Origin of the sequence: Planktotalea arctica (assembly GCF_002105285.1) — a bacterium.
In the GTDB taxonomy this organism is placed as follows: Bacteria; Pseudomonadota; Alphaproteobacteria; order Rhodobacterales; family Rhodobacteraceae; genus Planktotalea; species Planktotalea arctica.
The window spans coordinates 101861-113238 of sequence record NZ_MUHR01000013.1 but is presented as its reverse complement, the minus strand read 5'-3'; the positions used below and the strand labels follow the sequence as shown (position 1 = coordinate 113238).

General features: G+C 60.9%; 15 protein-coding genes. 3 read left to right on the top strand and 12 right to left on the bottom strand.

Annotation, left to right across the window (positions count from 1 at the left end; all coding sequences use genetic code 11):
* Positions 1-89: 89 nt before the first annotated feature.
* The 7 genes from B9P63_RS13875 to B9P63_RS13845 form a co-directional block, all read right to left on the bottom strand.
* Entirely contained in the window at positions 90-1652 is a 1563-nt protein-coding gene (locus B9P63_RS13875; RefSeq protein WP_095533050.1) for a trimethylamine methyltransferase family protein, read from the bottom strand.
* Positions 1653-1738: 86 nt separating this feature from the next.
* Positions 1739-2458 carry an HAD family hydrolase gene (locus B9P63_RS13870; RefSeq protein WP_085309824.1) on the bottom strand — a complete coding sequence of 240 codons (720 nt, stop codon included), beginning with the start codon at positions 2456-2458 and terminating at the stop codon, positions 1739-1741.
* Complete coding sequence (locus tag B9P63_RS13865; protein WP_085309822.1) at positions 2455-2739, bottom strand: DUF3572 domain-containing protein; 285 nt, start codon at positions 2737-2739, stop codon at positions 2455-2457. The genes B9P63_RS13870 and B9P63_RS13865 overlap by 4 nt, the downstream gene beginning before the upstream one ends.
* A gap of 96 nt (positions 2740-2835) precedes the next feature.
* Positions 2836-3348 (bottom strand): periplasmic heavy metal sensor, encoded by a 513-nt coding sequence (locus B9P63_RS13860; protein WP_085309820.1) that lies wholly within the window; start codon positions 3346-3348, stop codon positions 2836-2838.
* 6 nt (positions 3349-3354) lie between these two features.
* A complete protein-coding gene (locus B9P63_RS13855) occupies positions 3355-3744 on the bottom strand; it encodes a hypothetical protein (RefSeq protein ID WP_085309818.1) in 390 nt (129 codons plus the stop codon).
* On the bottom strand, positions 3741-4331 hold the full coding sequence (locus tag B9P63_RS13850) for an RNA polymerase sigma factor (RefSeq protein ID WP_085309816.1): 591 nt from the start codon (positions 4329-4331) through the stop codon (positions 3741-3743). The genes B9P63_RS13855 and B9P63_RS13850 overlap by 4 nt, the downstream gene beginning before the upstream one ends.
* A gap of 91 nt (positions 4332-4422) precedes the next feature.
* The gene (locus B9P63_RS13845; RefSeq protein ID WP_245830676.1) at positions 4423-4920 is read right to left on the bottom strand and encodes an EF-hand domain-containing protein; all 498 of its coding nucleotides are present in this window, start codon (positions 4918-4920) and stop codon (positions 4423-4425) included.
* Between the two features lie 228 nt (positions 4921-5148).
* Here B9P63_RS13845 and B9P63_RS13840 point away from each other — a divergent pair, with 228 nt between their 5' ends.
* The gene (locus B9P63_RS13840) at positions 5149-5631 is read left to right on the top strand and encodes a DUF983 domain-containing protein (RefSeq protein WP_095533049.1); all 483 of its coding nucleotides are present in this window, start codon (positions 5149-5151) and stop codon (positions 5629-5631) included.
* Positions 5632-5676: 45 nt separating this feature from the next.
* Positions 5677-6402, top strand: coding sequence for an NUDIX hydrolase (locus tag B9P63_RS13835; protein ID WP_085309814.1), 726 nt, complete (start codon positions 5677-5679; stop codon positions 6400-6402).
* A 66-nt stretch (positions 6403-6468) separates the two neighbouring features.
* On the opposite strand, the gene B9P63_RS13830 is transcribed toward B9P63_RS13835, so the two are convergent.
* Genes B9P63_RS13830 through B9P63_RS13820 form a run of 3 tightly spaced genes read right to left on the bottom strand, consistent with a single transcriptional unit; the run spans position 6469 to position 8561 of the window.
* On the bottom strand, positions 6469-7374 hold the full coding sequence (locus B9P63_RS13830) for a DMT family transporter (protein WP_085309812.1): 906 nt from the start codon (positions 7372-7374) through the stop codon (positions 6469-6471).
* A 16-nt stretch (positions 7375-7390) separates the two neighbouring features.
* A complete protein-coding gene (locus B9P63_RS13825) occupies positions 7391-8290 on the bottom strand; it encodes a fatty acid desaturase (RefSeq protein ID WP_085309810.1) in 900 nt (299 codons plus the stop codon).
* Positions 8268-8561, bottom strand: a complete 294-nt coding sequence (locus B9P63_RS13820; protein ID WP_342743600.1) for a DUF2061 domain-containing protein — start codon at positions 8559-8561, stop codon at positions 8268-8270. Before B9P63_RS13820 ends, B9P63_RS13825 begins: the two co-directional genes overlap by 23 nt.
* Before the next feature lie 47 nt (positions 8562-8608).
* On the opposite strand from B9P63_RS13820, the gene B9P63_RS13815 reads away from it, so the two are divergent.
* Positions 8609-9472 carry a helix-turn-helix domain-containing protein gene (locus tag B9P63_RS13815; RefSeq protein ID WP_085309808.1) on the top strand — a complete coding sequence of 288 codons (864 nt, stop codon included), beginning with the start codon at positions 8609-8611 and terminating at the stop codon, positions 9470-9472.
* Here the strand turns inward: B9P63_RS13815 and B9P63_RS13810 are convergent.
* Positions 9469-10662, bottom strand: a complete 1194-nt coding sequence (locus B9P63_RS13810; protein ID WP_085309806.1) for a DegT/DnrJ/EryC1/StrS family aminotransferase — start codon at positions 10660-10662, stop codon at positions 9469-9471. The genes B9P63_RS13815 and B9P63_RS13810 overlap by 4 nt on opposite strands.
* Position 10663: 1 nt before the next feature.
* Entirely contained in the window at positions 10664-11347 is a 684-nt protein-coding gene (locus B9P63_RS13805; RefSeq protein ID WP_085309804.1) for an HAD-IA family hydrolase, read from the bottom strand.
* Between the last annotated feature and the right edge of the window lie 31 nt (positions 11348-11378).

Sequence of the window (11378 nt, the reverse complement as noted above, 5' to 3'; positions counted from 1 at the left end):
GTTTTGCGCGATGGGTCTTAACAAAGAGCTAATGCGCGCCAGAAAGTGACGCGCATTAGCTTCAAATTGATCCACTATCATTAAGCAAATCAGAAATCCGTGGGTGCGCCGCCTTCGGATTTGCGCCGCGCCACGAAGTCGGCCAGTTCCTCGCGAATGGCCGGGTCCATGGGCGGTTCTTCGAACTCTTCGAGGATCTGGCGAAACAGGTTGTGCGCGCGCTCCGGCGTCCAGATCGCACCCGCGACTTCCCAACCCTCATAGTTCTTCCAATCGCTCAGAAACGGCTGGTAAAAGGCCGTCTGATAACGGTCCTGCGTGTGCTGGATGCCAAAGAAATGACCATCGTTGCCGACAGATTTGATCGCATCGAGCGCGATATCATCAGGTGTCGTCGCAAAGATCTCAGGCTCCATATAGCGTTGAATTTGCTGAAGAACCTCGCAATCCATGATGAATTTTTCGGGCGAGGCGATAAGCCCCCCCTCCAGCCAGCCGGCCGCATGATAAACCATGTTGGTGCCCGATTGCACTGCCGCCCAAAGGCTGTTGGAGGTCTCCCACATCGCCTGCCCATCGGGCACGTTCGCCGCGCACACGCCGCTCGAGCGCATGGGCAAATCGTAAAACCGCGCCATCTGGCCGGTCATCTGCGTTGCACGCATATATTCAGGGGTGCCGAAGGCGGGCGCACCGCTTTTCATATCCACGTTCGAGGTGAATGTGCCGATCACGCAAGGGCAACCGGGGTTAATGACCTGCGCCAGAACCACCGCGCACAGCGCTTCGGCGAGCGATTGCGCCACAGCGCCCGACATCGTAACGGGCGCCATCGCACCGGCAAGCGTGAATGGCGTGACCACCAAGGCCTGACCGCGCCGCGCCATGCGTATCCAGCCGTCCATCATGGGAAAGTCGTGCTTCAGCGGCGACGTTGAGTTGATGTTGGTATACATATGGGCCGAGGAATCGAATTCCTCATGGCTTAGCCCCCCCGCGATGCGCACCATTTCCATCACGTCCTCGACGCGCTCTTTACCAAGGCTGTAGGCGTGCATCACCTTGTCAGTGATCGTCAGCTTGTCATAGAGCACATCGAGGTGGCGCACCGAGGCATGCACATCTACAGGCTCCACAGGATAGCCACCCGCGAAGTGGATACAGTTGAAATACTGCGTCAATTTCAACAGGTTCTGGCACATTTCGCGATTGCCCGGCACCTTTTTGCCCAGCGCCATATCCCAGTAATTAGGCGGCGAGGACACATTTCCGAACAAGATGTGATTGCCGCCGATAGTCAGCTTGCGATCGGGATTACGCGGCGTGATGTCGAACTGGCTCGGGGCGAGGGCAATCTTTTCCATGACAAAGTCACGGCCCATGCGCACGATCTCTCCGTCGATATCGCAGCCCCCGCTTTTGGAGAGGATTTCAACCGCTTCAGGGTTGAGGAACGCGATCCCTATCTCTTCAAGGATACGCATCGCGCCGTCATGAATAGCGGCGATACCGGCCTCGTCCAAAGGTTCGGTCGGGCGATCTATGTTAACGGGGAGACGCCATGGGCTTTGCTCGATCGCGGACGAGCCACGCCGCGCCGAAGCCCCTGCACGTCCACCGCCCCTGCGTCTGCGATTGTCCGAACCTTCCATGATACTCTCCCGCTTATGCTAGGGAACATCAAAGCCAAGGAACGCGCTGCTGGTGATCCCAACTGCGACACATCTTGTCGTATTTGTTACCTGCGTGCAGACTTCTCATGCAACCAGGCGGGCAAAGCGCCGATATCGTTAAGGATCGCGTCTGCGTGCGGGGCCAGTTCCGCCGCCCGCGCAATGCCGGTCAGCACGCCGATAGCCGCCATGCCCGCCGCGCGCGCCGCTTGCAGATCGTGCGTGCTGTCACCCAGCATCACCGTATGAAACGGGTCCACCTGAACATGTGTGCAAAAGGCCAGCAGCGGTTCGGGGGCAGGTTTCGCGCCAAAGCCGCTATCACTGCCACAAATGAAATCGAAATGCCCGGCCACGCCTGCCTTGCCCAAATGCGCATGGGCGACGGCCTCGGCGTCATTGGTCATTACGCCCAGTTTGTAGCCCTGCGCCTTGAGCGCGTTCAATAGCGGCTCCAAGGGCACCGCAGGATCGAGTGGTGCTTGCGCGGCGCTTTGCGACACTTCGCGCTCAAGCGCGTCGATATCCGTGCGCTCCAGCACGCGTGCCATCACTTCGGACACCTCGCGGTTAGTGCCTGCGATCACCAGAGAATCGTGCAGGAATGCGCCCGCCTCAAGGTCGAACCTCAGAGCCACCGCCATTTCGCGCAGCACATCCGCCTTGCCCGAGCAGAGCACCGGCAGGAAACCGGCCGCCCAAGCATCCCATGTGCCGCGAAAATCGAACAACGTGCCGTCCTTATCGAACAGAACCGCCTTGAACACATCGGACGTGCTGCTCATGTCCAGCTCATTTCCGCGCCGCCGGGCAAGGCCTGACGCGCTTGGCCTATCCGCTCGTAGGGGACGCGCAACTCATCACAGCACGCGATGATCCATTCGTCGTTCATCATCAGGAAATCCAGCATGGAGAGCATGAACTCCGGTTTGCCCGCCTCTGTGTGCAAATCGGATTCGCTCGCCCCCGTTGCGCCCAGAAACACGGGCACGATTTCGTCCTGCCCCACCAGCCAGCCCAAGACGTTCAGGCTGAAAACTTCTGCCGCGTCGCGCGATAATGACATTCCCATGCCCCCCAAATCCAGACCGAGGCCAAACCGTTGGCCGACACAAAATACCGTTCAAGGTTTGCCATGGTCGCGGGGGGATTTCTACTTAAATCAGCGCTCGGGCTTGCCGCGCTTGTGCGCCTTGTGGTCAAGCCAGTCCTGCAAGCGGTCCGCATAGGCGCGCCGCTCTGGCAGGCTCATCGCCGCAATACGCGCCAGCGCCATTTCACGGCCCAGCTTTTGCAAATCCGCAACCCGCGCCATCTGCCCCTCCATGATCATCGCAGCACGCGGTGCGTCGAACTCTTCGGCGCGCACGATTGCCAGAAACGCGCTGTAATCTGCCTTATTGGCAGCGATTCCCGCGCTGCGCCCAGGCAAGCGCTCATGCATTTGCGCGCGCATCGCGCGTTTGTCCTCGCGCTCGAATGCACCAACGTAGGGCGCGGAAATTTCGCGCAGCCCCGGCGGGCCACCGCGCGCGCCCGGCCCTTTGGTGAACACGCCGATGACCGCAAAAACCACCAGCAGGTTCAACGCCACAGAAAGCGCAAAGAGCACGCGAAACAGACGCTTCGGCTTGGCCGCGCCGCCCGTTTGATCGCTCGTGTTTGGATCACTCATGTTGCCCTATCCCTCGAACTGTGTGAAATCGAAGCCATCCCCGACCTCGAACACCTGCGTCAATGCGGCCGCATCGCCGCCAAGCGCCGCGCCAAGGGGCAGGATCAACCCTTGCGGCGGGCTGATCCCGATATAAAGCCCCGCCGCAGCCGCGCTGGCAAGGCCCGCAAAGGCAGGCCAACCGCCAATCGCCTCTCCAAGGCCCGCGAACAGCCCCTTGAGCGGGGCACTGCGCCTTTTTTGGCGCGCGCGCATCTTCGCGGCAGGGGCGGCAGGGGCGGGCTGCATCGCTTGCCCCTCGCTGAGAACCCGGGCAAGAAAATCCGCCGACGGCGCGGGGGGCGGCGCACGGCGTGCCTCCTCGAACATTTCGACGAGATCATCATCATGGCTCATTGCTCATCTCCTTCAAATCCCAGAGCCGCCTTGCGGCCCTTCAATATCTGCGCCAACGCGCGTTTGCCGCGCGATGTCAGGCTTTCCACCGCGTCCACGCTTATATCCATCAACTCCGCGATCTGCGGGTTGGCCAGTTCTTCAAGGTGGCGCAGCACCACCGCTTGTCTTTGGCGCGCTGGCAGCTGCATCAGCGCACCCTGCAGCGCCTCCGTGCGCGCCGTGCCCTGCATCACATCCGCCGCACTCGGGCTTGGGTCCACAGGTTCGTCGATCGAATCGAGCGAAGAGCCGCGCGCGCGGCGCAGCCGGTCGGTGCACAGATTGGCCGTGACGCGGTAAAGCCAGGTGGTCACCTTGGCATCGCCAGCGCGCCAATCGGGCGCAATCTTCCAGATGCGCATCATCGCCTCTTGCGCCACATCCTCCGCCTCTGCCGCGTTGCCAAGCATGCGGTAGGCCTGCGCATAGGCGCGCGGCGCAAGGCGCAACGTCAGGCTACGCGCCGCCCCCTGATCGCCATTGGCATAAAGCTGCAACAGCGCATCATCGCCGATATCTGCGTTCTGGTCCAAGGCCATGGTCATTCGCGTCTTGTATGCACGGAGGTCCTTTCACTCAAGTGCTGCTCCGCCCGCGCACCGCAGCGCAGTGGCGGGCGAAGCAGCGGCTCAAGGCTTAATCGTCGCTCTTGTTCATATGGCGCTTCTTATGACCATGATGCTGCATCCCGGCGAACTCCGCTTCGGATACGGTGCCGTCGCCGTCATCGTCCATCCGCTCGAACATCTCGCTCTGCCGCTCTTCATACTTGCCCTGCGCCATTTCCTCAAAGCTCAGCATTCCGTCGCCATTGGCGTCATGGCGCTTGATCATCTTGCCAGCGCGCCGCTCTGCGCGCTTATTGCCATCCGCAAGCATTTCTTCCTTGCTCAGCATGCCATCGCCATTCACGTCGCGCTCCTCGAAGCGGGCGCGCCCGTGGCTCGCCATCTCCTCGCGTGTCAGCGTGCCGCTGGCGTCCGTGTCCAGCGCGGCAAAGCTCGGGCGTTCGTGACCCATCTTGCCATGGCCGCGCCCCTCGCCGTTGCCGCTCGAAGCCTGCGCGCCGAAACCTGTGGCGATCACCAGCCCTGTCAGGGCGATCCGCGTTGCTGTGCGCATTTTCATGTTCATTATACTACTCCGTCTATCGATACGGCCCCTATCGGGCCTTCACATAGCAGGCGTGCTTTGCCTACCATGATAGATCAAACGCCGCAGCGCGCAGTTTCCGTCGCTGCTATTTTACCTTTTATGCAAAGCACATTCGCGACATCGCGCCGCAAGGACGCTTTGTGCCCTATTAAAGCCATACCGCAGGCCTCATGCTAAGGGAGAGCGAGACAGAGGGGTTCTGGATAGATGATATCCAATGAAAGACATGCGCCGATCGATGCACAACAACACGACCTGAGCGATCAAGCCACACACGATGATCATGGCCATGATGGCGACGCGCGTCCTTTATGGCCTGCGCTTGCACGCGGCTGGCGGCGCAAATGCCCGCGCTGCGGCAACGGACCCTTGCTGCGCAGCTATCTCAAGATGCGTGAAAACTGCACCGTGTGCCGGCAGGATTTTCGCCCTGCGCGCGCAGACGACGGCCCTGCCTATCTGACGATTCTCATCGTCGGACACCTCATGGCACCCTCGCTACATATCGCATTCGTCAAATTCCGCCCCGAGCCTTTGATCCTGTTCACGATCTTCGCGGTGGGCTGCGTCGCGCTTTCACTGTACCTGCTGCCCCGCCTTAAAGGCATGATCGTCGCCTATCAATGGGCGCGCCAGATGTTCGGCTTTGGCGCAGAGCATCTGCCCCTTGAAGAGCAACCCGCAGCGTGATTGTCTGCTCCCGAGCACAGGTCTGAGCACAGGAGCGCGACCCCCATGACCCAGACACCCGCCATCGACAAAAGCGCGATCCGGCAGGCCGCGACGGTCATCGTTTTGCGCGATCGTTTTAGCGCCGCGCCGCGTGTGCTCATGGGGCAACGCGGGGCGCAAGCCGCGTTCATGCCCAACAAATTCGTCTTCCCCGGCGGCGCTGTGGATGCGGCGGACGCCGACGTGCCGCTCGCCGCGCCGATCAACGCAGACTGCGCAGCGCATTTGCTGCGCAAAAGCGATGAAGACCGCATCCATGCGCTCGGCGTTGCTGCCATTCGCGAGCTTTGGGAAGAAACCGGCCTTATTCTCGGGCGCGCTGGCGCTTGGAGCGGCGCGCCCCCTTCTGACTGGCAGAGCTTCGCAGCCACGGGCCATCTGCCCGACGCCTCGGCGCTGCAATTCGTGTTTCGCGCGATAACGCCCCCCGGACGCCCGCGCCGCTTCGATGCGCGCTTCTTCTTGATCGACGCAGATGCACTGCAAGGCGATATCGATGATTTCTCCGCCGCCTCGGACGAACTCTCGCACTTGCAATGGATCGCGCTAAGCGATGTGCGCAAATTCGATCTGCCCTTTATTACCGAAGTCGTTCTCGCCGAAATTGCAGGGCGCGCCAAAGATCCAAGTCCCCCCGCCAGCGTGCCCATGTTCCTCAACACCGAAGAACAAAGCCTTTTCCTGCGCCTCGCAGGTGCCTCGCCGCTAGAGACCGCCCTAAAACCCTGAGGCGCTTCCTCTTTCAAAACATATCGCGGGGGAGTCTGCGTGTGCAGACGGGGGCAGCGCCCCCTCTTAGGCGACAGCCCAGACCAGCAACAGCACGCTTAGCGACAACAGCCCGATGCCAAAACCTTCACGCGGACTCAGCTTTTCCTTGAACACAAGGACCGACACGAGCAGCGAGAAAATCAACTCCACCTGCCCGAGCGCATTGACGTAGGCCGCCGTCTGCAAGGTGAAGGCGACAAACCAGCCCAAACTGCCGGCAACGCTGCTCAACCCGATCCAGACCGCTTTGCGGCGCGCGTCCCAGACTGCGCGCACTTGCCCGGGTTCGCGCCATCGGAGCCAGAGCGCCATCGCCGAGAATTGCATCATCGTGACCGCCGATAGGGTCAGGGCCGCGCGCAGCAGCGGCGCATCAGAACCTACATCCAGCGTTGCCGCACGGTAGGTCACGCCGGAAATCGCGAACAACACCCCCGAGCCAAGCCCAAGCGCCGCCGCGCGCGTGAATATGCGCTGTGTCCAATGTCCCGCCGCATCCGGCGTTTTGGACAAGGTCAGAACGCCGCACAAGCCGACCAGAATCGCCGCAAACCCAAGGGCGGACACGCCCTCGCCCAAAATCACGAGTCCGACCAACACCGACAGCATCACCTCGGTTTTCTTGAACGTGATCCCCACCGCGAAATTGCGCGCGCGAAACAGCGCGACGACGCAAACTGTCGCGAGTATCTGCGCCAGCCCGCCAATTGCGCCCATGATCCAGAAGCGCGCTGAAACCTCGGGAATCTCGGCCCCGCTTGCAAAAAGCCAAAGGCCAAGGGCCGCCGCGAGGAGCGGCGCGGAATAGGCAAAACGCGCAAATGTCGCGCCGCCCGTGCTAAGCGCACCCATGCTGAGTTGCTTTTGCAGCATGAATCGCAGGGTCTGAAAAATCGTGGCCGCGATCGTGGCAAGTATCCAAAGGTCCATGCCCTCCTATCCGCGATCAGCTATCCTTTGACCAGAGCGGATGAGGCACGGGGTCTTTCGCCTTGAAGAAATACGCGCGAAAAATCTGCGCATAGGAGCGGTATACGTAATCCTCGTTCACCTCCAGAAACCGCTCTTTGCCAGCGGTGTAGAGCGCGGGCAGATCATACCATGCCGTGCGCGGATGGCTGTGATGCACGCAGTGGAAATTATTGTTCAGGAACAGCAGCGCCAAAAGCCCGCGATCCTCGATCACCACCGTGCGCCCACTTGCGTTTTCATGGGCGCGGTGTTCCAGAAACGTGCGGATTTTCAACACGGACAACCCCGCGTAGACGGATGCGAAATAGGCCCAGAGCGGCATCGCAGCAAAGCTGGCAATCCAAACCACAGGCAGCGCCGCCGCGGGGATATGCGCCAGCCAGGATATCAACACGCGCCGGTCCCCCGCCCGGATCAGCGCGAAATCACTTCTCATAAAGGCCAGCTGCCCGATTGCAGGTCCAAGCAACATCCGCCCCGCAAGCGTATTGTTGAGGCGCAAGGCCGCCCTATGCGGCGCGCTCAGCCCTGCCCAGACGGCAGGGTCGAAATAATTGCTCTCGGGATCATCATAGGGATCTGTGAGGACGCTATCCACATGATGCGCAAGATGCGTGTCGCGAAACCGCATATAGGGAATGGCGAAACTCAGCGCCGGAAACACCAGCGCCGCGTTCAAATGGCGGTTGCGAAACGGATGACCGTGCAGCGCCTCATGGCTTAGTGAAGAGTGCAGCGTGACCGCGAGAACCATCGCAATGATGCCAAGCGGCAGTGATAGCGCGAATAGCCATGTGCTTGCCGCGAAGAACAGGGCGTAGCAGGCCAGCAAAAGCGCCCATGTGGGCCATTCAAAACGGCGCGTCGTTGACATTAGTTCCTCCAAGGCGACCCCAAGAGATCCTATCCCACAGCCGCTCGTAAAGGAAATAGGTGACCATCCCGATTGCGCTATTGATCACCGCCATCTTGCCACCCGTGGCCAGAGATCCGGTCATGGCAAAACCGACCCCGATCATCACGAGCAGACCCATCAAGGTCCAAAGCACTGCCTTTAGCAGTGCGCGGGTTTTTGTCTGATGGCTGATTTGATGGGGTATCTGTGTCATAGCCAAGGGGTAGTCTGCGATGGGCGTGGTGAACATTCTGAATATGATTAACAAAACTCACGCTTTGTGATAATAATCACAATATGATGGATATTATCGACAAACGCGCCCGCGCCCGACTGTTTCGCGAACGCCTTAATCAGGCCATGCAAGCCTGCGGCCTGTCGCAAAGCGCGCTCGCAAAAAGCATCGGGGTGGATCGCTCGACCGTATCCCAGCTCCTTGGCGGGGACGGCGCGCGCCTGCCCAACGCCCATGTGGTCGGTGCCTGCGCCTCCGCGCTCAAAGTTTCCGCCGATTGGCTTTTGGCCCTCTCCGAGCGCCCCGAAAGCGCCGCCGATCTGCTGGCCACATCGCTCAGCATGTCGCAGGCCCCCCGCGCGCTGGTGGACGAACAGATTTTCGCGTGGCATCAGGAGGCAAAGGGCTACAAAATCCGCCATGTTCCCGCGACCCTGCCCGACATGCTCAAGACCGAAGATATGGTGGTTTGGGAATATGCGCCCCATCTTGGCCGCACCAGCGCGCAGGTGATCGGTGCCAGCAAGGATCGCCTCGATTGGATGAGCAGCGCGCATTCCGATTACGAGATCGCCTTTCCCATCAGCGAGCTGCGCAGCTTTCTGACCGCAAGTGGATATTACGCAGGGCTATCGCAGGATATCCGACGCGCTCAGGTGGCACATTTGCTCGACATCCACGCCAGCCACTATCCGCGCTTGCGCATCTATATGTTTGATTCGCATCGGCTTTTTTCGGCGCCTGTCACGGTTTTTGGCCCGCTTCTAAGCGCGGTCTACCTTGGCCAATACTACGTGACCTTTCGCGACACAGAACGCGTCAGCGCCTTCACACAGCACTTCGATACGCTGGTACGCGAGGCCGATATCTCGGCGCGCGATTTTGGCGACTACCTGAGCAATGCCGCACGCGAAGCCGGCCTCTAACTGGCCTGATAGACCGCAGAGACCTCTGCACGAATAATCCGCGCGACCTGCGCGCAATCACTCTCGGAGAACGTCAAAGGCAGGCGCATATCAACAATGCCGCGCAGGATTTCATCGGTGCCCGGCATCGCCTCGCTCGGGGCATAGCGCCAACTGTCATAGCGCGACGTGAAGGCCACAGGCTCGGCGCCGCCGAACCATTTCAGCTCGACACCGCGCGCGGCGCAGCGCGCAATCGCAGCGTTCACAGCCTCGCCATTCCAGCCCTCTAAAAGGAACTGAATGGACGAACCCACATAGCTCTCCTTCGCGTGGCGCTTGATCACCGTGAGCCCCGGCGTATCGGCGAGGCCCTGCTCCACCGCCCTGTAGCGATCATTCCAGCGCTGAACCTGCGTTTCCAGGTCCGCCAATTGCGGGCGCAAAATGGCGGCGCGCAAATGATCCATCCGCCCCGAAATATTGGGCGTTTCATATTTGATCTGCGCGTAGGCTTCTTTGGGTGGCCCTGCCAAATGCCGCTCGAACAGCATATAACTGCCCGAAAGCATAATGGCGCGCGCCATTAGTTCATCGTCATCCGAAACCAGCAGACCGCCTTCGCCCGAATTCACATGCTTGTAGGTCTGGCACGAATAACAGCCCATGACGCCGTGACGCCCTGAATGCGTGTCGCCCCATTTCGCGCCCATCGTGTGCGCGCAATCCTCGATCACTTTGATCCCGGCCGCGCCGCAAATTGCCATCAGGCGGTCCATGTCGCACATGTGTCCGCGCATATGGCTCAGCAGCAGCACGCTGGCCTGATCGGCCTTAGCCGCCAGATCATCCAGATCAATCGTCAGATCGCGCGTGACGCCAACGAAAACAGGCACGCCGCCCACTGCCGCAATCGCGCCCGGCACAGGCGCCAGCGTGAAGGCGTTTGACAGAACCTTATCGCCCGCCTTCACGCCCACCGCGCGCAAGGCTGTCGCCATCGCATAGCCGCCGGAGGCCACGGCAAGGCAATATTTGGCATCTACCATTGCCGCGAATTCCTGCTCCAACAACGCGGTTTCACCGTGCTCGCCCGCTGCCACATTATAGCGGTGCAAACGCCCCGATTGCAGAACCCGCATCGCAGCGTCGATCCCCGCCTGCGGGATCGGTTCTTGCTGGGTGAAACTTCCGGTAAAACGCTCGCTCATGTCAGGCTCCCAGCAATCGCACGGCCAAAGCCGGCAGTTCATTGAAGTGATCCAGCAGTGCATCGGGCTCCAATGCGCGAATATCCGCTTGCCCTGCACGCGCTCCGGGGCCGAAGGTGACCAGCACACTCGGCACGCCAGCGGCGCGCGCGGTGGAATGATCCGTAATAGTATCGCCGATCAGGCAGGAGCGCGCAGCATCGCCCCCCGCGCGGCGCACGGCCTCGAAAAACGGCTCCGGATCGGGCTTGCGCACCGCCAGCGTGTCCGCCCCGACAAGCGAGCCAAAGGCACCGCGCACGCCCAGTTTGGTCATCAAAATCTCGGCCAGATATTCGGGTTTGTTGGTGCAAATTCCAACCGCAAACCCGTCGCTGCGCAGCCGCTCCACCGCATCCATCGCCCCGTCATACATGACCGTATGCACGTCAATCGCCTGCTCGTAGGCGCGCAGCAAAGCGGGGTATTGCGCATCCAGAAGCGCCGCCTGCGCCGCCTGCCCTGTCTCGCGCTCGATCCCGAGGCTCAGCATTGCGCGCCCACCGCGCAGCGCGGTGCCTGCATCTGCCTTTGGCTCAAGGCGCACCGCCATGCCCATCGCGTCAAAACAACTGTTCGCCGCCGCTAGCAAATCACCGCTCGTATCTGCAAGCGTTCCATCAAGATCGAAAATAACCGTGCGCATAGTGCCTCCCGCAAGCAGCGATGGCCACGCC